This window comes from Petrotoga halophila DSM 16923, from assembly GCF_002924615.1.
This window is the reverse complement of record NZ_JALY01000080.1, coordinates 1-23134: the sequence shown is the minus strand read 5'-3', so window position 1 is coordinate 23134 and position 23134 is coordinate 1. Positions and strand designations below refer to the sequence as shown.

At 33.6% G+C, this 23134-nt stretch carries 21 protein-coding genes; 13 read left to right on the top strand and 8 right to left on the bottom strand.

Annotated elements, in window-relative coordinates:
- On the top strand, nucleotides 1-276 hold a 276-nt coding region (locus tag AA81_RS03575; protein WP_500690312.1), incomplete at its 5' end, for a PHP domain-containing protein.
- A 48-nt stretch (nucleotides 277-324) separates the two neighbouring features.
- On the opposite strand, the gene murQ is transcribed toward AA81_RS03575, so the two are convergent.
- The 3 genes from murQ to AA81_RS03560 are packed head-to-tail and all read right to left on the bottom strand — an operon-like array spanning nucleotide 325 to nucleotide 3918.
- Nucleotides 325-1221, bottom strand: coding sequence for an N-acetylmuramic acid 6-phosphate etherase (gene murQ / locus AA81_RS03570; protein ID WP_103898225.1), 897 nt, complete (start codon nucleotides 1219-1221; stop codon nucleotides 325-327).
- On the bottom strand, nucleotides 1211-2776 hold the full coding sequence (gene nagZ, locus AA81_RS03565) for a beta-N-acetylhexosaminidase (RefSeq protein ID WP_103898224.1): 1566 nt from the start codon (nucleotides 2774-2776) through the stop codon (nucleotides 1211-1213). The genes murQ and nagZ overlap by 11 nt, the downstream gene beginning before the upstream one ends.
- Nucleotides 2764-3918, bottom strand: a complete 1155-nt coding sequence (locus AA81_RS03560) for an exo-beta-N-acetylmuramidase NamZ family protein (protein ID WP_103898223.1) — start codon at nucleotides 3916-3918, stop codon at nucleotides 2764-2766. Before AA81_RS03560 ends, nagZ begins: the two co-directional genes overlap by 13 nt.
- A gap of 286 nt (nucleotides 3919-4204) precedes the next feature.
- Here AA81_RS03560 and AA81_RS03555 point away from each other — a divergent pair, with 286 nt between their 5' ends.
- The 3 genes from AA81_RS03555 to AA81_RS03545 all read left to right on the top strand — a co-directional run bounded on the left by AA81_RS03555 (nucleotide 4205) and on the right by AA81_RS03545 (nucleotide 7299).
- Nucleotides 4205-5455: an ABC transporter substrate-binding protein gene (locus AA81_RS03555; protein WP_103898222.1), complete on the top strand. Its 1251-nt coding sequence runs from the start codon at nucleotides 4205-4207 to the stop codon at nucleotides 5453-5455.
- A 90-nt stretch (nucleotides 5456-5545) separates the two neighbouring features.
- Complete coding sequence (locus AA81_RS03550) at nucleotides 5546-6463, top strand: carbohydrate ABC transporter permease (protein ID WP_211292646.1); 918 nt, start codon at nucleotides 5546-5548, stop codon at nucleotides 6461-6463.
- 11 nt (nucleotides 6464-6474) lie between these two features.
- Nucleotides 6475-7299, top strand: coding sequence for a carbohydrate ABC transporter permease (locus tag AA81_RS03545; RefSeq protein ID WP_103898221.1), 825 nt, complete (start codon nucleotides 6475-6477; stop codon nucleotides 7297-7299).
- Nucleotides 7300-7334: 35 nt separating this feature from the next.
- On the opposite strand, the gene AA81_RS03540 is transcribed toward AA81_RS03545, so the two are convergent.
- Nucleotides 7335-7517, bottom strand: coding sequence for a hypothetical protein (locus tag AA81_RS03540; protein WP_103898220.1), 183 nt, complete (start codon nucleotides 7515-7517; stop codon nucleotides 7335-7337).
- 159 nt (nucleotides 7518-7676) lie between these two features.
- On the opposite strand from AA81_RS03540, the gene AA81_RS03535 reads away from it, so the two are divergent.
- The 8 genes from AA81_RS03535 (at nucleotide 7677) to AA81_RS03500 (ending at nucleotide 17709) form a co-directional block, all read left to right on the top strand.
- Nucleotides 7677-9272 carry an ABC transporter substrate-binding protein gene (locus AA81_RS03535; RefSeq protein ID WP_103898219.1) on the top strand — a complete coding sequence of 532 codons (1596 nt, stop codon included), beginning with the start codon at nucleotides 7677-7679 and terminating at the stop codon, nucleotides 9270-9272.
- 60 nt (nucleotides 9273-9332) lie between these two features.
- On the top strand, nucleotides 9333-10307 hold the full coding sequence (locus AA81_RS03530; protein WP_103898218.1) for an ABC transporter permease: 975 nt from the start codon (nucleotides 9333-9335) through the stop codon (nucleotides 10305-10307).
- Between the two features lie 6 nt (nucleotides 10308-10313).
- Complete coding sequence (locus tag AA81_RS03525; protein WP_103898217.1) at nucleotides 10314-11138, top strand: ABC transporter permease; 825 nt, start codon at nucleotides 10314-10316, stop codon at nucleotides 11136-11138.
- 3 nt (nucleotides 11139-11141) lie between these two features.
- Nucleotides 11142-12089 (top strand): ABC transporter ATP-binding protein, encoded by a 948-nt coding sequence (locus tag AA81_RS03520; RefSeq protein ID WP_103898216.1) that lies wholly within the window; start codon nucleotides 11142-11144, stop codon nucleotides 12087-12089.
- Complete coding sequence (locus tag AA81_RS03515) at nucleotides 12071-13051, top strand: ABC transporter ATP-binding protein (protein WP_103898215.1); 981 nt, start codon at nucleotides 12071-12073, stop codon at nucleotides 13049-13051. Before AA81_RS03520 ends, AA81_RS03515 begins: the two co-directional genes overlap by 19 nt.
- Before the next feature lie 101 nt (nucleotides 13052-13152).
- On the top strand, nucleotides 13153-15006 hold the full coding sequence (locus AA81_RS03510) for an ABC transporter substrate-binding protein (RefSeq protein ID WP_103898214.1): 1854 nt from the start codon (nucleotides 13153-13155) through the stop codon (nucleotides 15004-15006).
- A gap of 9 nt (nucleotides 15007-15015) precedes the next feature.
- The gene (lysA, locus tag AA81_RS03505) at nucleotides 15016-16326 is read left to right on the top strand and encodes a diaminopimelate decarboxylase (protein ID WP_103898213.1); all 1311 of its coding nucleotides are present in this window, start codon (nucleotides 15016-15018) and stop codon (nucleotides 16324-16326) included.
- Nucleotides 16327-16329: 3 nt separating this feature from the next.
- Nucleotides 16330-17709, top strand: coding sequence for an NlpC/P60 family protein (locus AA81_RS03500; RefSeq protein ID WP_103898212.1), 1380 nt, complete (start codon nucleotides 16330-16332; stop codon nucleotides 17707-17709).
- A gap of 70 nt (nucleotides 17710-17779) precedes the next feature.
- On the opposite strand, the gene AA81_RS03495 is transcribed toward AA81_RS03500, so the two are convergent.
- Genes AA81_RS03495 through AA81_RS03480 form a run of 4 tightly spaced genes read right to left on the bottom strand, consistent with a single transcriptional unit; the run spans nucleotide 17780 to nucleotide 21663 of the window.
- Entirely contained in the window at nucleotides 17780-18643 is an 864-nt protein-coding gene (locus AA81_RS03495; protein WP_103898211.1) for a BadF/BadG/BcrA/BcrD ATPase family protein, read from the bottom strand.
- A 41-nt stretch (nucleotides 18644-18684) separates the two neighbouring features.
- The gene (locus AA81_RS03490) at nucleotides 18685-19515 is read right to left on the bottom strand and encodes a carbohydrate ABC transporter permease (protein WP_103898210.1); all 831 of its coding nucleotides are present in this window, start codon (nucleotides 19513-19515) and stop codon (nucleotides 18685-18687) included.
- On the bottom strand, nucleotides 19512-20387 hold the full coding sequence (locus tag AA81_RS03485) for a carbohydrate ABC transporter permease (protein WP_103898209.1): 876 nt from the start codon (nucleotides 20385-20387) through the stop codon (nucleotides 19512-19514). The genes AA81_RS03490 and AA81_RS03485 overlap by 4 nt, the downstream gene beginning before the upstream one ends.
- Before the next feature lie 13 nt (nucleotides 20388-20400).
- On the bottom strand, nucleotides 20401-21663 hold the full coding sequence (locus tag AA81_RS03480; protein WP_103898208.1) for an ABC transporter substrate-binding protein: 1263 nt from the start codon (nucleotides 21661-21663) through the stop codon (nucleotides 20401-20403).
- A 245-nt stretch (nucleotides 21664-21908) separates the two neighbouring features.
- Here AA81_RS03480 and AA81_RS03475 point away from each other — a divergent pair.
- A partial coding sequence (locus AA81_RS03475; protein WP_211292645.1) for a protein O-GlcNAcase occupies nucleotides 21909-23134 on the top strand: 1226 nt, incomplete at its 3' end.

Below are 23134 nucleotides of genomic sequence, written 5' to 3'. Positions count from 1 at the left end.
CTTGACGTTTATAGGGTTATCGATGCTTGTGCTGAATACAATAAAATAATTGAAATAAATTCAAATCCTCATAGGTTAGATATAGATTGGCGATACATTAAATACGCAAAAGAAAAAGGAGTTAAACTTGCAATCTGTCCAGACGCTCATAGAGTGGAAGGGCTACAAGACGTAAAATATGGAATAGGCATCGCACGTAAAGGTTGGCTTGAAGCGAAAGATGTGATAAATACATATGATGAAGATAAAGTGTATGAAATTTTCAAACGAAAATGAAATATAATTTGATAAAAAATCCCCAAATATGGGGATTTTTGTATGAGTTTAATTTTTTAATGTTTTCAATGCTTCATTTAATACTTCGTTTTTCTTTAGAGCTTCAGTACAAAATTCTTTGTCTTTTCCAGATAAAATCATCAATATCGCCAATTTGGGTTTCATATCAGCTTTGATTAAGTACTCCCTACAGGTTTTTTTATCCAATCCGGTTACCTCAGAAATTATTCTTACTGCTCTTTCTTCTAATTTTTGATTCATAATTTTAACGTCTACCATGTAGTTTTTAAAAGTCTTTCCAAGTTTTATCATGGTGACAGTGCTTATCATATTTAAAACCATTTTTTGAGCTGTGCCAGCTTTCATTCTTGTACTTCCTGCAATGACTTCTGGGCCGGTTCTCAAAGAAACTACAATATCTGAGATTTTCATCAATTCGGGGTTTTTTACGTTACAAATCAAAGCAGTTTTACATCCAATTTCTTTTGCCTTGGATAATGCACCTTTAACATAAGGTGTTCGCCCGCTGGCAGTTATTCCTATTACATAATCTTCCGAACGGACATTATTTTTTTCTAAGTCTTTTTTTCCACCTTCTTCGTAATCTTCAACATGTTCTGTAGCTTGAAAGAAGGCTTTTTTTCCTCCCGCGATTAAGGGGAGAAAGATTCCTGAATCTATACCAAAAGTTGGAACTGTTTCTACCGCATCTACAACCGCTACTCTACCACTCGTTCCTGCACCAACATATATGATTCTTCCGTGATTCTTAATTGCTGAAATACAGTTAACAACCACATTTTTGATATTCTCTAAATTTTCGGCAATGGATAATGCTATTGTAGCATCTTCTTGATTAATTATTCTTAATATTTCATATATGTCCATATCATCCAAATTCTGAGTCTTAGGGTTACTTTTTTCTGTTTCCAGGTTATCTAGCATATTTTGGCCTCCATTTAATTGGTAAGTTCCCTGTTGCTTTTATTTCTCCTGTTAGAGTTTTAAGCAAAGAAGTTTGAATATTTTCATTAAAACCGTATGTGCAAATTCCGTATTTTACCTTAGGAATAAAAACATCATATGGATTTCTTAAAGCAATTAAAATTAGTTTTTTTGTTTGTTGGGACATATTGCTTATCAGCTCAACCAATTCTGAATGCAAATATGCATTTTCACTCAGAACCAAGATAGTTTTGTCTTTAGAGTTTTGAATTATTTCTTCCCTTACCTGAGGGTCAATTATTTTACTTGTTTCTAAAATGTTTAGTTCGGCTTTGAGTTTCTTTGATATGGGCTCAATAATATGAGAAATTTGGGTTTTTTTGTCTTCAATTCCGTAAGATAATGGTTCTTTAACAAAGTAATAAATTTCATCTATGCTTTCTACAGGTAAAAATCTTTTGTTATGAGACATACTAAGAACAGTGATAGATTTGTCAAAAATATTTTGAACTAAGTTTATATATTCTTTTTTTCCAACTTCTTCTAAAGATATTTTATTATTGTTTTTCTCTTTCAGATCTGCTGAAATTTTCATTAACGATTGAATTCTTTCTAGCGATGAATTTATCTTTTTTTTAAATTTTCCGTTATTTTTATACTCGCTCAATACAGCGTTTTTAGCTTTTGATTGTTTTTCAAAAGAATGACAAATGCTAACAATGTCCATTCCAGCATTCAGTGATTTTATTACCGCCTCCTGGGCTGAATAAAAGTTTGCTACTCCCCCCATTTCAAAATCATCTGCAATCAAAACTCCTTTATATTTTAGTTCTTCTCTTGCCAAGCCTGTTAAAATCTCTTCTGATAAAGATGCTGGCTCTTTTTTATTTTGTATCTTTGAAAGGAACACGTGAGTCGGCATCCATGAAGGGGAATCAATGTTTAGAAACGGGAATAACTCTGTTGAAAGAAGATCTTCTTTGCTTAATTCGCCTTGGGGAAGATCCAAATGAGGATCGATGTTGACATTTCCGATACCAGGGAAATGTTTTAGACAAGAAAGTACACCTCCGTCATGCAATCCTTTCACATATTCCCGAGCAAATTTTAGTACCACATTTTTATCATCAGAAAAGCTTCTAATTCCAATTACAGAGTTCTTTGGGTTGTTGTTGATATCAACAACAGGTGCAAGATTCCAATCGATTCCAACTGCCAACATTTCTTTTGCAAGTAAATTTGCAGAAAGGTATGCATTCTCTGGTTCGTTAGTTGCAGTTATACCCATTGCGCTTGGTACAACACTAAACCCTTTTTTTAATCTAGTTACCATTCCACCTTCTTGATCTATACAAAATAATGGTTCGTAATCTAAAAAATTTTTTATATCTTCGATAAACTTGCTAAGTTGATATTTGTCTTCTATGTTTCGTGAAAAGAGAATGATAACCCCAGGCAAAATTGATTTTAATACCTTCATATTTTCGTTGTTTAAAGAGGTACCTTGAATCCCTATTAAGAATAGTTTTCCCAAAGTCTTCTCTAAATTTTCCATAGCTTTAATCCCCCATATAATAGTATATCTTCACAAAAATCAATGAACTGTTGGGAGCTCTTGTACCATTCGGTTAAATAAGTGTCATTGTTCTCAAAGAAAATTTTTTTATCCTCTCCCAATAAATTTTCTATATGATCTCTTTGTGTTTGGCTTCCTCTATCTATGTATTTTTTAAACTCAAATTCTCCTCTTTGTTGAATTAAATGGCGTATAATCTCTATGGCAACAATGATAAAATTATCTTTAATTTCAGGGAAAAATTCTATGCCCTTGCACAATTCGCCTTGGTATTTAGAAGAATTTGGTATAAAATACCTTTTTCTTAAAATTAAATTGGGAAATTTTTCTTTTATGAATTTGTATAGAATATTTTCATTTATCCAAGGCGATCCCACAAAACAAAACGGTTTAGGAGTTCCTCTTCCTTCACTTACATTAGTCCCTTCTATGAGACAAGTTCCACTGTAAGCCAAGGTACAATCAAATGTCGGAAGGGCTGGCGAAGGTATATTCCACTTCAATTTAGTGTTTTCAAATGATTCTCCTTTCCATCCTTCAAGAGGAATGATTTCAAGATCTAAATCAAGGCCAAGATATTTTTTGTAGTATTGTGCTAATTCACCTGGTGTCAAACCGTATCTTAAAGGAAGCTCATATCCACCGACAAAAGTTGAATATTCTTTTTTTATTCTTGAACCAAAAACAATTCTCCCTAAAGGATTTATTCTGTCTAATATGATTACTTTTTTACTATTTTCTTGGGCGGAAATCATTGTATTAGCTAGAGTGTATATAAAAGTATAAAATCTTAAGCCTACATCTTGAATATCATACACTAATACGTCAATATCTTCTAACATTTCTTGTGTAGGTTTTTTGTGCTTTCCATACAAGCTAGTAATTGGTATATTATATACAGGATGAATCTGATCTAGGTATTCAACTCCATCAGCAAGACCATATAAACCATGTTCAGGAGTAAATATTTTTCTTATATCTACACCATTTTTCAACATTGTTTCTATGCCATCTTCCATATTTTTATTAACGAAGGAATAATTTATTACCAAACCAACCTTTCTGTTTTTTAATTTTGTGAATCCATCTTTTTCCATTATATCTAAGCCTTGAAGAATCATTTAATATTCTCCCCCACTTTTTTAATTATATATATTGTATCTTAAGTTATAACAATATGTCAATCCTGTTTTTTTTAATTAAGGGTGATTATTCCGAATTATGGGCAATTATTTTGGATTAGAAGACTCTGTCTCATTATTTCTAATTTGCATAAGAAAAAAAATAGTAGTATAATTAGAAAGTAAAAGTGTTTCAAATAAAAGTCATTACTTTAATACAAAATAAATCGTTTTACATTAGCGACATTTCTGGTACCCTCAAATCATTTAAAGGAGGTTATTTGGTATGAAAAAGTTTATTTTTTCTTTTGTTCTATTGATGCTGTTGGTGATTCCTATCTCTTTAGGATTTGCTGCAGCAAAGGATGAAGTAGAATTAACGTTTTGGAGTTGGAGAACAGAAGATGTCAAGGCATATGAAAAATTTATTGCCGAATTTAATAAGGAAAATCCTAATATTCACATCAAGTTTATACCCTATCGAAATACTGAATACAACACAATTCTATCCACTGCATTACAGGGAGGAAGTGGACCAGATATTATTCATTTGAGAGCTTATGGTGGGATGGAGTCGTTAGCCAATGCTGGATATTTAATTCCGTTAAACGACAAAGTTCCAGAGTTAAAAGAATTTCCCGAATATGTTTTAGGTGGAGCTACCAGTATAAGAGATGGAAAAATCTATGGAGTTCCTTTTGCCTTACAACATGTGCTTGTTCTTTACAATAAACATCTTTTCAATGAACTTGGGCTTTGGATTCCAAAAACATGGGATGAGTTTTTGACAATAGCAGAGAAAGCAAAACAAGCGGGATACATACCATTTGCAAATGGAACAAAGGATGCTTGGACTCTCGAGACACTTTTTGGGGGAATTGGCCCTACATTTTATGGTGGAGATAAATATTATGAAGCAGTGGTAGCCGGAGAGAAAACATTTGAATCTGAAGAAATGGGAAAAGCCTTTGAAAAAATGTTAGAACTTAGGCCCTATTTGCCAGATTATTATACTGGGGTAAGTTATACAGATATGCAGATGATGTTCGCTCAAGAATTAGCAGTTATGTGGATAGCTGGTTCGTATGAAATTGGAACAATGAAACAAATGAATCCAAACATTGAAATAGGAGCTTTCATAGTTCCAGGTGAAACCCAAGATGTTCCAGCTTATAATTCAATTTATGTTGATGGCTCTTATGGGATTAATGCAGACACAGATCATTTAGAAGAAGCACTGAAATTCATTAGATTCACAGCTACCCGAAAATTTGGGCAAATGTTTACAGACGAACTTGCTCAGATTTCTGCAGTTCCAGGAGTTATACCAACAGTCGAAGCTCTTAAGGATGTCGTTAGTGTAGCTAATCCAACGCCTTACTTAATGCTCACCGCTTTTAGATACGGGCAACCTAGTGGTTCCACACTTTTGCAAAATGAACTTCAAGCACTAATGGCTGGAACGCAGGATATAGAAACATCACTTAGAAAAATTCAGGAGGGAATAGCAACTTGGTATGAACCCTTTCAAAAATAATTAACCCGTTTAAGAGTGCCGCACATATATATTATTGCTGTTATTATTGTTGTGCGGCACTCGTTTTCGTCAAATGGAGGGATAAACTCTATGAACAAGTGGATTAAAAGTCATATATTTTTAGTATTTCTCCTACCTGGCATCGTTTTGTATGGTCTTTTTATGGTTTATCCTTTGCTTTCAGCTTTAGGATATAGTTTGTTTTCCTGGGATGGTTTAATTAGAGAAGGATTTGTAGGTTTTGAAAATTTTCGGAAAGTTCTTACAGAGATTCCTTATAAAGAAAGATTTTGGAACGCACTTGCTCATAATGTTAAATTTTTTATCATAACTTTTGTTCTTCAAACTACGGTTGGATTATATATAGCAGTTAAGTTAACACAAAAAAGGCCGGGTATGGGTTTTTTTCAAGCTATTTATTTCCTTCCTTATACGTTGTCAATGGTTGTGGTGGGCTTTTTATGGTTATTGCTTCTAAACCCAAATTGGGGGGCTTTTAACCAATTCCTTAAATTAATAGGATTAGAAGAATTAATTCAACCATGGTTGGGTCAAGAAAGTACCGCTTTGATTACTATTATATTAGTTAACTTTTGGCGATGGTTGGGATTCCCTGTTCTTGTTTTTAAAGCCGGGTTGCAGAGTATTCCAGAAGAATTAAACGAAGCAGCTATTATCGATGGAGCAAATAGTTGGCAATTATTTCGGTATATAACCTTACCCCTTTTAAAACCAACAATCGCCATGGTTACAATTATCACTTTTATATGGGATTTTAATGCCTTTGATTTAGTTTTTGTAATGCAAGGATCTAGTGGTAATCCACACTATGCTACGGATCTTTTAGCTACTTTTTTCTATAGGACAGCCTTCGGGGATCCCACAACCGGCGCGGCGGGGGGAGACACTGGGATAGCTTCAGCTATCGCTGTTTTGATGCTTATAATAATAGGAATTGCTTCTTATTTCGGAATCAAAATTATGCAGAGAAGTGAAGTTGAATACTGAGAGGTGAAAAAATGTCAAAAAAGCTTTCCGTTCTTTTTAATTATATTTTTTTCATTATTCTTGCAATAATTTTTGTTTACCCACTCTATTTAATGTTCATAACATCTTTTAAATCTACTCGAGAGGTATTTTTGGATCCATTTGGATTGCCCAATACATGGTCTCTTCAACCTTTTTTAGATGTTTGGAATGAGGCTAATTTCAATATCTATTTTTTAAACAGTGTTGTTATTACAGCTTTTTCATTAATCATACTACTTATTTGTGCTTCATTATCTGCATACGCATTGGCCAGATTTAATTTCAAATTTAACAACGTTGTATTTCTGATCTTTTTGGCTGGTATAATGATTCCCATAAGATTAGGAATTCTACCTTTATTCATTTTAATGAGGAATCTTAATTTATTGGATACTCGATTATCATTAATTTTGACATATTCAGCAAGTGGTATGCCTATGTCAGTTTTTCTGTTAACTGGATTTTTTAAGACGATTCCACGAGAGCTGGGAGATGCTGCCAGAGTTGACGGATGTAATGAATTTCAAATATTTTATAAGATTATGTTGCCCTTAATTAGACCTGCTTTAGCAACGGTAACTCTTGTTAATTTTGTACCTTGGTGGAATGATTTCTTTTTCCCACTTCTCTTTATAAGATCAGATCACCTTAAAACAATACCCCTTGGCATGACTATATTTTTCGGGCAATATATGACAGATTGGGGGCACTTATTTGCCGGTATGGTTATAGCTAGCATTCCAATGTTAGTTCTCTATATCATAATGTCCAAACAATTTATCAGTGGGATCACTGCCGGTGCCGTTAAAGGGTGAGAAAAATCTTTTTAAAGAAGAACTTTGAAGAGGTATTAAACGAGTAAAACCCGACAGGAGTACCCTGCTGCTTCCATCCTATTATTGAAATCACCAACAACGGACCAATCGATCATATCGATTAAATCGAGGAGATATTTAAATTCAGAATGTTCTTTCATATAATCAGAGTAGACGAAATCGAAGTACAGTTGAGAAGAGTTACCATATAATGACAATTGTATGACCTCCTTACGATATAATAAAAATGTGGTATCAAATAAATTATACAGCGAGGAGATAAAAGTATAATATTGAAGGTATTAAAAGATATTTAAAATGCGTGTTTTAGATTTACTAAAGATAGTATTCCAAAAAATTTTAAGGAGGGAACAAAGATGAAAAAGATACTTTTGTTTGTAGTTATTTCTGTTTTAAGTGTGTTTTCTTTTGCAAGTACTCTGTCTATGATCATGGATGTAACAGGGCCTTTTTCAAGAAATTTCAACCCTTATTTTTCAGGTGGTAGTAACTTCTCGGCTAGAGGTTTCATTTACGAAACTTTGTTTTACATTAACGGATATACTGGCGAGGTAGTTCCATGGTTAGCTACAGATTATGAATGGTCTGATGATTATTTGGAAGTTGAAGTCACATTAAGAGAAAATGTAAAATGGTCTGATGGAGAGAATTTTAACGCTGATGACGTGGTATTTACTTTTAATATGATTAAAACTTATCCCGCCTTGGATATTGGAGGTATTTGGCAAAAAGGTTTGAAAGAGGTAACTAAAGTGGATGATCAACATGTTAAGTTTGTTTTGTCTCAAATTGATACACTTATATACACCGATATTTTTACCGTATACATTGTCCCCGAACATATCTGGGCAACCTTAAATGACCCAACTACTTATACTGCTGAAAATCCTATTGGGACAGGTGCTTACTTGCTAGGACAATTTACTAGTCAAGTTTATACATTGGAGAAAAATCAAAATTATTGGCAGAAAGAAAAGGTGAAAGTTAGTACTATTAGAATTCCAGCTTTTACTGGGAACGACGCTGCTCAATTGGCTCTAATGAATAAAGAAATTGATTGGGGCACTTTGTTTTTTCCAAACATTGAGAATATATTTATTAAAGCCGATCCAGAGAACAGAGGCTATTGGCTTCCTGAAGGAAACCCAGTCCTACTTTTCTTCAACCTTGATGATGAGAGGTTTAAAGATGAGAATTTCCGAAAGGCGATTGCTTTAGGCATAGATAATGAACAGGTGGTACAGATAGGAATGTCGAATTTAGCAACTGTTTCCAATCCGGTACTAATAAAAGGTGGTTTCTCGGAATTAATCAACGGGAATTTAAAACATATGTGGTATGACAAAGATGTGGAACAAGCAAAAAAGATGTTAAATGATTTGGGATATAGTACCGGTAAAGACGGTATGTTCACTGATGGTAAAGGAAATAAATTAAGTTTTGAATTGATAGTGCCTGCTGGCTGGACAGATTGGATAGCAGTGTCACAAGTTCTTTCTTCCCAACTGAAACAAATAGGGATAGATGTACTTGTATCCCAAGTTGATTTTGGATTGTATTTAGAGAGAATTAGAAATAAAGATTTTGAATTGGCGTTGAGTTGGGTGAATTACGGAATAAATCCTTACTTTTTCTATGAAAGGTGGTTACACTCTAGAAATGCATACAGTGGTGACAACAGAGGTGGTTGGATTAGCTTAACTACGGATTCTTTGTTGGAAATTTTTAGGAAGACTTCAGATGAAAAAGAGAGACAACTTGCTATTTCATCACTTCAACTCATTGTTTTGCAAGAGGTTCCTTCTATTCCTTTATTTTACAATCCAACATGGTTTGAATACACTACATATAATTTTGTAGGATGGCCTAATGAAGAAAATCCATATGCCTTACCAACTATAACTGGAATGGATAAAGCATACATTATAATGAACTTGGAACCTGTTAAGTAAATGAATTCAGGGAATAATAACGACCCGCCCCTTTTGGGGCGGTTTTTGGAGGTATAATGAATGAAATATTTGAGAGAAAAGATTTTCTTTTTTGTAATAGCTTTAATTGCTGCGCTTACAATCAATTTTATATTACCAAGGTTGATGCCCGGGGATCCTGCAGAAAGAATACTTTTAAGAATGGGTGGAGAAGTACAGCCTGAAGCAGTTGAAGCAATGAGAATAGCTTTGGGCGTAGATAAGGAAACACCAATACTCAAACAATACTTCTCATATTTAAAAAATACTCTAACTTTTAATTTTGGAGTATCGTATTCATATTACCCTGTTGAGGTAAAGGACTTAATCTTTTCATCTTTACCATGGACTATAGGTCTTGTGGGAATTTCAACGGTAATCAGCTTTATTTTAGGAACTTCTTTGGGCATAAGAGCGGGTTGGAAAAGAAATACACCATTTGATTCTTTTGTAACAGTCATGGGTCTAATAATTAGAGGTTTTCCGTATTTTTGGTTAGCTTTGATTTTGCTTTATGTTTTTGGATTTTTGTTAGGATTATTCCCACTTTCAAATGCTTATTCAACTCAGGAATTTTTAAGTGGATGGCGATTTGTAGGAAGTGTGTTATATCATGGATTTCTTCCTGCTCTTACGTTAGTCTTAGCTTCCTTAGGTACCTGGATCTTAACCATGAGGAATAACATGATATCAACCCTTTCAGAAGATTTTATAGTCGTTGCGGAGGCTAAAGGGTTGAAGGATAAAGTGATTATGAATAGGTACGCAGCAAGAAACGCACTTCTCCCCAGTGTGACTTCTTTTGGGCTTTCTTTAGGATACATAGTAGGTGGAGCTTTATTGACAGAAATTGTTTTTTCATATCCCGGAATTGGATATTTAATGTATAAAGGGGTTACTAGTCAGGATTATCCGCTAATGCAAGCCATTTTTTTCATTATATCTTTATCTGTTTTGTTAGCTAACTTTTTGCTTGATTTTATTTACATGTTCCTAGACCCAAGGACAAGGGGTTGATAATTTATGCTAAAAAGATTAAATAAAAAAGCGATTGTAGGTTTGTCAATAATATTATTTTTTGTTATAGTAGCTGTCTTTGCTCCCTTTTTTGCACCTTACGATCCCAACGATTTTGTAGGATCCCCATATAGTCAACCCACATCTAAACATCCTTTAGGACTTGACAGAATGGGAAGGGATATCTTATCTCAGTTGATTTATGGAACTAGGCTTTCTTTAATAGTTGGGCTTTCAACGGGGGTTTTGATGACGGGCATCTCGATATTAATAGGTATGACAGCTGGATATTTTGGAGGATTGGTTGATAGAATACTTTCCACAATAATAGACGTTTTTATGGTAATTCCGGGCTTGCCTTTAATGATAGTTATAGCTTCTTATATAAGGATTAGAGGAGTTGTCCCTATTATTTTAGTAATAGCATTCACAAGTTGGGCTCCTGGAGCAAGAGTCATAAGGTCACAAACTTTGACAATGAGAAGTCGCGAGTTCATCCTTGCTTCAAAAATAACGGGTGAAAAAAGTGGAAGAATAATCTTTTCTGAGATTATGCCAAACATGTTTTCTTTGATTTCTTCTAACTTTTTTATGGCTTGTTTAACAGCCATTGTTGGAGAAGCTTCATTAGAATTTCTTGGATTTGGAGATGTTAGTTCTATAACCTGGGGAACAATGTTGTATTGGGCACAAAACAGCAGTGCCTTATTAAATAATTCCTGGGGCTGGGTTTTGGCTCCTGGAGTAGCTATAGCAACATTAGGAGCCAGTTTTGCCTTGCTTAATTTTTCCGTTGATGAGATTACAAATCCAAGACTAAGAGGGGTGTAAGTAGTGCTTTTAGAAGTCAGAAATTTAAATGCAGGATATAGAAGTAACAATAAAATAGTGAAGGCAGTTAAAAACGTAAGTTTCAATGTGGAAGAGGATGATTTCTTAGGTATAGCGGGCGAATCTGGATGTGGTAAATCTACTTTACTCTTTTCTATACTTAAACTTTTAAAAAAACCAGGTGAAATTTTTGGAGGAGAAATTATATATAAAGTTGAAAATATTCTAAAATTAGATAAAGAAAAGCTCAGAAAGAAAAGATGGGTAGAATTTTCGTTAGTTACCCAAAGTGCAATGAATGCTTTAAACCCTGTTTATAAGATAAAAGATCAGATTATGGATGTAATATTCGAACATAGTAATTACTCGAAAAGTGAAGCGATAGGTATGGTTGAAAAGGTTTTACACATGGTTGGAATTCAACAAGAAAGGATGGATAGTTACCCTCATCAATTATCCGGAGGAATGAAACAACGAGTGGCTATTGCAATGGCTTTAGTTTTTTCTCCATCATTAGTAATAATGGATGAACCAACGACATCGCTTGATGTTGTCGTCCAAAGATCTATTATGGATCAAATAGATGAGATACGAAGAAAAAACAAGTTTTCAATTATTTTTGTAACCCATGACATATCTTTGTTATTTGAGTTATCAAAAAGGATTGCGATCATGTATGCCGGAGAAATTATTGAAATTGGCCCCACTAAAGACGTATATTCACATCCATTGCATCCATACACCGAAGGATTAATAAATTCTTTCCCGAGGTTAACTGCCACATCGAAAGAATATAGAGGAATACCGGGTAGAATACCAGATCTCTCCAAAGAAATAGAAGGATGTCCATTCAAAGAAAGGTGTACATATAGGAAAGATTTATGTGATAAAAAACCAGAATTCAAAGAGATTATCCCAGGGAGGTGGGTTGCGTGTCATTTTCCCCGGTAATTTCTTTTGATAATATAACTAAAAAATTTTCTGTAAGAAAAGGATTTAAAACTCAATATGTTCATGCTCTGAGAAATATCTATTTGGATGTTTTTCCTAAAGAAATCATATCTATAGTAGGAGAAAGTGGTTCAGGTAAAACTACTTTGTTACGAGTATTATCTCGTATTTACCTGGAAAATAATGGAAGTATAAAATTCAAAGATCAAATAATTCCTAAAAAATTTAAAAGGAATGAAGAATTAAAATTTCGAGAAGAAATTCAGATGATCTTTCAAGACCCTTTCTCTTCGCTCAATCCTGTAAAAAGAGTGTATCAAATATTAAAAAGACCTCTTGAACTTCATAAATTTGAACAAATAAACCAAAGGATAAAAAAAGTTCTTGAAGAGGTTGAACTTACACCAGTAGAAAACTTTCTCAACAAATATCCTCACGAATTATCTGGGGGTCAAAGGCAGAGAGTAGTTATTGCAAGAGCTATAGTTACAAAGCCTTCTGTAATATTAGCAGATGAACCTACTTCCATGTTGGATGTTTCCATTAGAGCGGGTATAATGAAATTAATGCTGAAAATTAGAGATGACCTAGATACAACGTATATTCATGTAACTCATGATTTAGCAGCTGCTAGATATATTTCAGATAGAATAGCCGTGATGTATGCAGGTATGATAATGGAAGAAGGAACAGCAGATGAAGTAGTATTAGACCCATTACATCCTTACACAAGATTGTTAAGAAAAGCAGCACCCGATCCAGACAAAATAACTTCAGAAAAGTTAGGAAATACAGGAGAAGTACCAGATTTAATTAATCCTCCCAAGGGTTGCCCTTTTGAACCTCGTTGTCCGTTTGCTATGGAAAAATGCAAGAATTATCTACCTTCATACTTTCAGGTAGATAACAGAAAAGTAAGATGTTTTTTGTATGAAAAATACCCTATCAACAATAAATTTTAATAATAATTAGTGATTAGCGTTAAATTTGTTGTATAATATCAATATGTGTGAGTATCACTTAATCTATTTAACTTTTCGTTAATAAAGAAGGGGGCATTGGCATGAAAAGATTGTTTGTACTTTTGATAGCTATGTTAGTTGTTGTTTCTGGTTGGTCTCAGGTGAAAAACCCTGATATCATCTTCGATGCCACTATTGGAGAAGCGGATACTCTAGATCCTCACCATGCTTACGACGCCGCTAGTGGTGAAGTTATTTTCAACGTTTACGATAACTTGGTAGCATACGATGGTGAGAGCTTATCTAAATTTGTCCCTATGCTCTCAACGGTTGTCCCTTCAGTTGAAAATGGTTATTTGAGAGATGGTGGAACAACGTATGTCTTCCCAATAAGAGAAGGTGTAAAATTCCACAACGGTAACGATTTAACACCTGAAGATGTCGAATATACCTTCGAAAGAGGCATCTTGTATGCTCCTGCCGGAGGCCCAATGTGGATGTTCTTGGATCCGATGTTTGGGGTCTCAGATATTAAAATTTTGGTAGAAGATTACGTAGGTGTTTCATGGGATACTATATTTGATGATGATATGAATCCAACAACTTCTGAATACGAAGAAGCTCTAGTTAATTTCTACTATGATGTAATAGATCCTGCCGTAGAAGTTCAAGGTAAAGAAGTTCATGTTCACTTATCAAGACCTTTCGCCCCATTTTTGAATGTAATTGCTTCTGGAAGTGGTTGGGGTGCGATATTAGATAAAGAATATTCTGTAGAAATAGGTATATGGGATGGAAATGCAGAAGGTTGGTGGAAGTATCACGGATGGACAAAAGAACAATCTCCATACGCAGACCATGCCATGGGAACTGGTCCGTATGAATTGGTAGAATGGGATCACGCTCAACAAAGGGTAACGCTCGAACGATTCGACGATTACTGGAGAGGCCCTGCCCCAATAAGAAGAGTAATCATTCAAGCTGTAGACGAGTGGTCAACAAGAAGAGCTATGCTTGAAACAGGCGATGCCGATATTGTAGATACTCCTGTTGAATATTTAGATATCGTAAAATCGATGAAAGATGTAACAGTTTTTGAAGGTACACCTGAAGTTCAAACTCAGAGTTTGCAATTTAATTGGACAATTAATCCGGAATCGCCTTACATAGGATCGGGTCAGTTAGATGGAGAAGGAATACCGACTGACTTTTTTAAAGACGAAAATGTAAGATTAGGTTTTGCTTATTCGTTTGATTATGAGGGTATGATAGAAGGAGTTTTAAATGGGCTGGGAACACGTATACCAACAGCTTTACCAATTGGATTCTTAGGTTTTGATGAAACTCTTCCGTTATATGAATTTGACCTTCAAAAAGCTGAAGACTATTTTAAACGTGCTTATAATGGAAGATTATGGCAAACTGGTTTTAAAATGTCAATATTATACAATACAGGGAATGATACAAGGAGAATAGCTGCAGAAAACATAAGAGATAATTTGGAAAAAATCAATCCAAGGTTTCAAGTTGAGGTTAGAGGGATTCCCTGGGCAACTTATCTTGACCAAAGAGAAAACCTGATGATGCCTGCTTTTGTTATATCATGGATAGCAGATTATCCTGATCCTCACAATTTCATTTTTACATATTATCATAGTGAAGGTCGTTATGGATTATATTATGGAAAAAATTATGTACCTTTTGCAACCTTGGCAAGGCCAGAATTTGGTGGGCAATCACTTAACGAGATGATAGAAAAAGCCGCAGTTGAAACAGATCTTCAAAAAAGAGAAGAAATCTATATAGAAGTTCAAAAATTCGTATCAAAACATGCGGTTTGTGTTCCACTTTATCAGCCAGAAGGGATAAGGGTTCAACGCTCTTGGTTAAAAGGGTGGATAGATAATCCCATCTGGCCTGGAGATTATTATTATCTTTATACTAAAGAAGATTAAGGAGAAAAGATGTTTTTAACGGGTAACTTGAAAATAGATAAAGATGGTGTATTAGAGATTTCTGGGGTAAAAAGTGCTCACTTAGCTAATGAGTATGGTACTCCATTATTAGTGTTGGACGAAATTAAAATTAGGGAGAATATCAAAAGGTTAAAAAATGCCTTCGATAGCGCTGATTATACTAATTATGAAATCGCTTATGCTTCGAAGGCATTTTTGAATACAGAGCTTTGTAGAATTTTACAAAGTGAAACTGTGTCTTTAGATGTGGTTTCGGGTGGAGAACTGTATATAGCCTTTCATAGTTCTTTTCCTGCAAACAAAATTTTCTTTAACGGAAACAGTAAGACTAACGAAGAATTAGTTATGGCTCTAGAGAATGATGCAGGTCACATTATAGTTGATAATGAAGATGAATTTAGAAACATTGAAAAAATCAGTAAAAGGTTAAGAAAAAAGGCAAAAATTTATTTTAGGGTTATCCCCAACATTTCTCCAGACACTCATAAGTATATTTCAACCGGTCAAAAAAATTCCAAATTTGGGATACCTTTTGATGACATGTTGGAACTGATTAAATCCATCAAAAATTCTGAAAATTTGGAGATGAAAGGTATTCATGCACATATAGGTTCTCAAATAAATGAACCAGAGCCTTATGTGGAGTTAGTAAAGACTTTTTTTGATCTTTTAAACAAAATAAGAGGAGAAACAGGGGTTGTTTTACCAGAAATTGATATTGGTGGAGGATTTGGTGTAGCGCACTCGACTTTTGAAAAATCTATAGATATTCAAAATGCTATAAAAAGAGTCATTCAAGAAGTTAGATTTTTATCAAATAAATTTCATTATCCTTCTCCAAAAATAATAGTAGAACCAGGTAGATATATTATTTCTAACGCTGGGACCACACTTTACACTGTTGGCACGATCAAGAAAACCGAAAATAAAAAATACATAGTTGTTGATGGAGGTATGGCTGATAATATTAGACCTGCATTGTATGGCGCAAAATATGAGGCGTTTATTGCTAATCGGCCAAAAGATAAAACGAACTTAGAAAAGGTTACGATAGCTGGTAGGGCTTGTGAATCAGGAGATATTTTGATTGAAGAGACTTGCCTTCCAGAAATAAAACCTGGAGACTTGTTGGCGATCCCCTCTACTGGAGATTATACCTATTCGATGTCAAGTAATTATAATGGTTTTCTAAAACCTGCCATTGTTTTAGTTAACAATGGGAAACACAAGCTGATAACAAGAAGAGAAATTTACGATGATTTAATAGAAAAGGATATTGAAAATAGCGAATGGAGATAAAGAATGGTAAATGAATTTATATGTACTCATTTAAAAGATAAAAGGTTATATGATCCTGATTTTTGGATAGATAGATTGGATAACCCCGATGAAATTTTGATGGATGAATATGAAATAAAATTATTCAACCATCTTCTATATAAGAAGATGGTTGAATCTCATTTAGAAAACTATTATTACGATTTTTCAAATACAAAAAATGAAATAACAGCAAATAATTTTATAAACGAAATTGAAAAGGTAATGCCATTGGAAGATTTAGAAAAATTAATCGAAGAAAAGTTATTTTTCAAAGATGGTGAAAAAATAAGACCATTGAACAAAGATAAGTTAAGAGAGTTTCTTTCAAAATTTAGAGATTTCAAAAAGGGGATTTCTGAGGATATTCCTATATCTTTTGGCTTAGTAACTGATAGAAGCGGCCTAAAATCCGTTCCTTTCAGATATCCATTGGGAATAACACCAAATTATCCTTTTCATGATATTACCAGACTCACTACTCTTTCACCAGGAGAACCTATTTTAATATACAGAAGGAGTTTTGAAGTAAATTGGTATTTTGTTCAGAGTTCTTTTTATTCAGGGTGGATAAACAGAAAAAATTTAATTGAAGTTTCTAAAAAAGAATTTTTTTATTACAATAAATCAGCAAGAACTCTAATATTGATGGAAAGTAAAGTTTGCACTGAGGAATTGCCTACAATTGGTAAATTTCATTTTCAGATGGGAGATAAGTTAGTTTTAGCAAATGAAGATGAAACAAATAGATTTTATTTTGAAATGAACACCTTATTTCCTGAGGGGTGTTATCCGATAAAAATCCCTCTTAAAAATAGATTGGACAATGAAACATATGGGATTTTTCCAATTTCTTCGGCAAAAGAAGTAAAAACTTCTTTCCTTGATTTCAATCAGAGAAATTTAATTAAACAAGCGTTTAAAATGGTTGGTGAAAGATATGGCTGGGGAGGGAGTGATTACAATAAAGATTGTTCGCGTTTCATAATGGATATATTTAAGTGTTTTGGAATATATTTGCCAAGAGATACTAAGTATCAAGAAATCATGACTCCTGCTGAAAGAACTTCTTTCCCTCAGCAAACAGAGGAAAGAAAAATAATATTAGATGGTTTAAAAACCGGGGATATTATTTTTATGAAAGGTCACGTGATGATGTATTTAGGTAAATTTGGAAATGAGTACTATGTAATACATCAAGGGGCGGGCTTTAAGCAGAAAAAGTCTAATGGAGATTTTGAGAGTTTCGATATTCATGGTACATTTATTATGCCTCTTTCTGCCTATACTTTAGGTACGAGAACTACCTATTTGGACTCTCTTTCATCGGCCGTAAAAATCACACAAGGTCTTAATAAAATATAAAAATTATCAGAGTTTATATCTTTCTATCTTTTTGGGTGAGGTATATTTTTTAAAATAATGAAAAGAAGTTTTATTCGGTTAAAAAATACTTTCTAGCTAATAATGCCATTTGTTCACTTACATCAAAATTCAACGGGTTTAATGAATACTGGTACATAAATTCTTGAAATCTTTGCAAGTAATATTCAGATTTAAAAATACTTCCACTCAAATAAAGATAGTTTATATTCAAAGAATCTAAAATCTTTTTACATCTTAAAGTTAAATCAGAAATACCTTCATTAATTATTTCTTCAACAAGATTTGTTGGTTTTTCTAAAGCTTTTTTGGTGAAAGAAGAAATGATTGTTTTAAAATCTTTTCTTCCTTGTAAAGAGGTAAGTTCTTCAATATTTCCGCAAGAGTAAAATTTTAGAAGTCTATTAAAAATAGGATCGAACTCTCTTAATTTGTCTCTATATCTGAAAGCCTCCTGAATTATTCTTGTGGTTATCCAAAAACCTCCTCCTACATCATCAAATAGATGCCCCCAACCACCGCTTCTTACGATATTTTGATCTTTATCCATACCGATGATCAAAGTCCCAGTACCTGCAATAACAATTGCTATACTACTTCCTTTGAAAAGAGAGTAAAGAATAGATTCACCATCGTTATATACGACGATGTTGTTGATAACAAAAATTTCTTTAAAAATGTCTAATAGCTGTTTTTTTCTTTGTGGTGTTCCTGCACCTGAGAAACTTATCACTATTCCGTCGACTTCTGTGGCTTTTGTCTTAATTTTGCTTATAATACTTTTCAGTCTTTCTTGATCAACAGAGGTAAGATTGACACCTGTTTCTATCACAATTTTTTTCAATACATCTCCACTTTCGTTGATCAAACTACCAGCTATGTGAGTTCCTCCACCGTCTATTCCTAAAAATTTCATAATTTTTATCACCACTTTTCGTTTAGTAAGTGCCTACACTATCAATCTTTTAAGCTTCCCTGTGTAAGCCCTGCGATAATATACTTTTGCGAGATAGCAAATACTATGATTGTTGGTAAAAGAGCGATCACAATTCCTGCGGCCAGTACATTCCACTGAACACCTGCCTTTGATACAATTGAATATAGCCCTACAGGTACAGTATATTTGTCCGAAGTATTTAAAAACATAACCGCAGTAAACAACTCATTCCAATTATTGACAAAAGAAAAACTGAGAATAGCTGATAACCCCGGTAACATTAAGGGAATAGTGATTTTGAATAGAGACTGGATTTCATTACATCCGTCAATTAAAGCGGCTTCTTCGATGCTTTTTGGAATTCTATCAAAAAACCCCTTAGCCATTATGGTACTAAAAGCTGCACCAAAACCACTATAAATTATTACTAAGCTTATAAGTTTATTGATCAAATTTAAATTTGAAAACATTGTATATTGTGGAACCATGATTAAATAAGTTGGGATCATCTGAGAAAAAAATAAAAATAATATAATAGGATATTTCCATTTGAATTCTTTTCTTGAAAGTACATACCCACTTAACATAGCAAATATTGTTGAAACAAAGGAAGCGCCTAAAGATACGAAAATACTGTTTACAAAATATCTTTTAAAATTTACGAATTCAAATAATCTTTTGTATCCAAACAGCGTGGGATTGTTTGTCCAATACTTAATTGGAAAGGAGTATATTTCCTGCGTGGGCTTTAACGAAGTTAGTATGATCCAGTATAATGGAAAAATTGCAAAAATAAAAAACATAGAGAGTAAAATTATACGTATAACTTTAGGCAAAATTTTTTTCTTCATAGGCTAAACTCCCGTTTAGAAGATAATTTTAAGTACATAATAGTATAAATGAAAAGAATTGAAATAATAACCACACCATGTGCAGCGGCTTTACTGTAGTCGGATTCATAAAAAACGGTATTTATCATCTTTACAGCCAAAATCTCTGTGCTGCCAGCAGGCCCACCGCGTGTCATCCCGTAAATTATATCAGGAAAATTCATAACCCATATGGTTCTCAATAAAATTGTATTTATCAAAGTGGGTTTAATATATGGTATAGTGATATTAAAAAGCTTGGTAAAGTAACCTGCGCCGTCGATTTCCGCTGCATCGTAAAGAGAATCAGGGACAGACTGTAATGCTGCTAAAATCATGATGGCAAAAAAAGGTATTCCATACCAAACATTCACTAAAATAACAGAAAACATTGCTAACGAAGGGTCCGAAAGAAAACTAATGTTTTCTTCAATTATTCCAATTTTCATTAATATATCATTGAGCACCCCAAACTGACCATTTAACAACCATGACCAAATTAAGCCTATGGCAAATCCAGAAATTGCCCATGGATAAAAAACTAGTCCTGCATATATACCTCTACCTTTAAAAGGTTCTTTCATCAAAAGGGCTAAAATAAAACCCAAGATTAACTGGAAAAACACGGAGAATAAAACCCATTCCAAAGTGTTCCAAATAGTATTTATATAAAAAGGATCAGAAAAAATGGCTTTAAAATTTTCAAAGCCTACCCATTCAATATTCTGGAAGTTGTAAAGGGAGTAATTTTTGAAAGATAACATTACCCCACTGATAGTGGGGTATAAAATAATAAAAGATATTAATAACAAAGTGGGTAATAACAAGAAAAAAATAAATTTTCTTCGCTTCAATTAAATCACCTATTTATAATATACCTGCATCTTTCCAAAAATCAGTCCACTGCTTCAAGCAACTTTCTACAGAAAGTTGTCCGAGCAATACCTGCTGCATCGTTTTTTCCTGGAATTCATTCCACTTTCCCCAATTTTCATTATCTAAGGGGTATTCTGTAAATTGATAATGTTCGGGATCATCAAACATCTTGGTCCAACCTTCGAAAATTTCTGAGCTGAAATACGAATCGTAGGTGTAAACTGATTGTAATACTGGTAAAGCACCATAACTTTTGCTCCAATAACCATTTATTTCAGCTGAAGCAACGAATTTAATGAATTTCCAAGCCAAATCCTTATGTTCTGAATATGTAGGAATTCCCCAGCCTACAAATCCGAAGGATGGATAAACATTTCCGCTTGTTCCTAAGGGAATCGGGGCAGTTTTATATTGGCCAGGCTGAAGCATTTCGTTTAGCATGCCAGTGGTGTCAGGGTCTTGAAATAATAGAGGCGTTATGCCAGAAACAAACGAATTAACTTGCTCATCCCATCCCCAATTTATTGAATCTTTTGGAGCTGTGTCTTTATAAAAACTAACATAGAAATTTAACGCTTCTACAGCCCTTGGATCTTCAAAAATAATTTCACCAGATTTAGTTAAATACATATTGTTTGGATCTATGTCATCAAAGAATGAAGTGAAAACAATATCAATAAACGCTGTTGGATAACCCTTACCTCTAAATGCAAAACCATACTGATTTTTGCCCGATTCCGTTAATTTCTTTGATATTTCGTACAATTCAGGCATCGTTTTTGGATAGCTTTCAATCCCGTATTTTGCTAAAATATCTGGTCTGTAAAAGAGTGCTTTTACAAAAATGCCGTGAGGCAACAAATAAGGGATACCTTGGTAAATGCTGGCGGCTTCTAAAACCCCTTCGACCATGTCATCTTTTTCAGGCCATGCCTCGATGTAGGGCGTTAAATCTTCTAACTTCCCCATAGCAGCTAAAGCACTTAAATCCCAATCACCTATCTCTACGATATCAAGCGGTTGTTCTGTACTTACCATTAAATTGATCTTTTGATAAGCTGTTTCGTATGGCGGCGAGATAACGTTGATTTTTACTCCTGGATTCAAAGTCTCGAACATTTGTATTATATTGTTTAAGGTAGGAGTTCTGTAGGGGCTTGAAAAGGCTTCAATCAAATTCAAAGTTATAACTTCTTCAGAAAAAATGAATAAACTAACCATCAAAACACATATTAAAACAAGTAATTTTTTCATAAAACACACCCCCTAGTTTTTAAATTATGTTTAATTATATCATATTTGTAAAAAAATGAACATTTTAAAAAATAAACATGATATAATACAAAAAAACAATTATTGATAATAAAGTAATTACTTTATCCTATATTTAGATACTTCAAAAATAAAATTAGGGTGGGGAGCGAGGCAAAGGGGCGCTAAAACAAGTTTTAGAATTTCTAAAAACAGTATTTATATCATATTAAAAGGGAAGAGTGTTAATGAACTTATTTCTTAGATTAAATCCAAAACCTAAAAAGTTATTCTATGAAGGAGCAAATATTCATTTTGATAATCCAAAGCTTTCTATTTTCAAAAATTTTGAAGAAGAAAGTTTCATTAAGCTTTTCCCAAGTGAAGATTTTGTCTTTGTAAAATACTCAGATAGTGCTGACTTAAAAATAGAAACTTTTATTTCCCCTACTGAAAAAGATTTAAATGAATTTATCAAAAGTAACGATATAGAGTTAAGCATTGATATTATGGATCTAGAAAGTTATTTAATGAAAGTGGAAGAAGAAAACAGAACGGTTAAAATCTTTTCTAAATCAAAGAAAGGTATTTTCTATAGTCTACAAACCCTGAGACAACTTATTGATTTTGAGAATAAACTTCTGCCTGTAGTTGAAATATTCGATTCTCCTTCTTTTAAAATGAGAGGAATAATTGAAGGTTTTTATGGAGAACCGTGGAGCCATCAAAACAGATTGGATATGATGAATTTTTGTGGAAGAAATAAAATGAATACCTATTGGTATGCTCCAAAAGACGATCCATATCACCGGGAAAAATGGCGAGACGATTACCCAGAAGAAGAAATAGAAAAAATAGATAAGCTAATAAAAGTCTCAAAAGACAATTTTGTCGATTTTGTGTTTTGTGTAAGTCCTGGACTTAGCATGAAATTTAGTGATCAAAAAGAGTTTGATTTATTGTGCAAAAAATACTATGAAATTTTAAGTAAAGGTGTAAAAAAATTTGCTATTCTTTTCGATGATATCCCTGAAAAGTTGAATTACGAAGAAGATGAAAGAAAGTTTGAAGGGAATTATGGTTTAGCTCAGACGTATATAGCAAATAAGTTATACGAATTTTTAAAGGGGAAAGATTCAGAGGTTAACCTGTATTTCTGTCCAACTGAATACTGGCAGGAAGAGGATTCTATGTACAGGAGAACGATGAGAGAATACTTAAATCCTGAAATTCCTGTAATATGGACAGGGAAAGGTGTATGGTCAAAAAGGGTAAGCAGAAAAAATGCAGATAAGATTTCAAGCCAGTTCGGTCATGATTTGATCTTGTGGGATAATTATCCAGTAAACGATGCAGATCAAGGTGAACTTTTCTTAGCTCCCTTAATGAACAGAGAAAATGACTTATGTATATCAAAAGTAAAAGGTATTATCTCAAATCCAATGAACCAGCCGTATGCATCGATGCTTGCAGA

Coding starts and splice junctions, on each gene's coding strand:
- murQ (WP_103898225.1), bottom strand. CDS start 1,221: ATGCTAGATAACCTGGAAACAGAAAAAAGTAACCCTAAGACTCAGAAT.
- nagZ (WP_103898224.1), bottom strand. CDS start 2,776: ATGGAAAATTTAGAGAAGACTTTGGGAAAACTATTCTTAATAGGGATT.
- AA81_RS03560 (WP_103898223.1), bottom strand. CDS start 3,918: ATGATTCTTCAAGGCTTAGATATAATGGAAAAAGATGGATTCACAAAA.
- AA81_RS03555 (WP_103898222.1), top strand. CDS start 4,205: ATGAAAAAGTTTATTTTTTCTTTTGTTCTATTGATGCTGTTGGTGATT.
- AA81_RS03550 (WP_211292646.1), top strand. CDS start 5,546: ATGAACAAGTGGATTAAAAGTCATATATTTTTAGTATTTCTCCTACCT.
- AA81_RS03545 (WP_103898221.1), top strand. CDS start 6,475: ATGTCAAAAAAGCTTTCCGTTCTTTTTAATTATATTTTTTTCATTATT.
- AA81_RS03535 (WP_103898219.1), top strand. CDS start 7,677: ATGAAAAAGATACTTTTGTTTGTAGTTATTTCTGTTTTAAGTGTGTTT.
- AA81_RS03530 (WP_103898218.1), top strand. CDS start 9,333: ATGAAATATTTGAGAGAAAAGATTTTCTTTTTTGTAATAGCTTTAATT.
- AA81_RS03525 (WP_103898217.1), top strand. CDS start 10,314: ATGCTAAAAAGATTAAATAAAAAAGCGATTGTAGGTTTGTCAATAATA.
- AA81_RS03510 (WP_103898214.1), top strand. CDS start 13,153: ATGAAAAGATTGTTTGTACTTTTGATAGCTATGTTAGTTGTTGTTTCT.
- lysA (WP_103898213.1), top strand. CDS start 15,016: ATGTTTTTAACGGGTAACTTGAAAATAGATAAAGATGGTGTATTAGAG.
- AA81_RS03500 (WP_103898212.1), top strand. CDS start 16,330: ATGGTAAATGAATTTATATGTACTCATTTAAAAGATAAAAGGTTATAT.
- AA81_RS03495 (WP_103898211.1), bottom strand. CDS start 18,643: ATGAAATTTTTAGGAATAGACGGTGGAGGAACTCACATAGCTGGTAGT.
- AA81_RS03490 (WP_103898210.1), bottom strand. CDS start 19,515: ATGAAGAAAAAAATTTTGCCTAAAGTTATACGTATAATTTTACTCTCT.
- AA81_RS03480 (WP_103898208.1), bottom strand. CDS start 21,663: ATGAAAAAATTACTTGTTTTAATATGTGTTTTGATGGTTAGTTTATTC.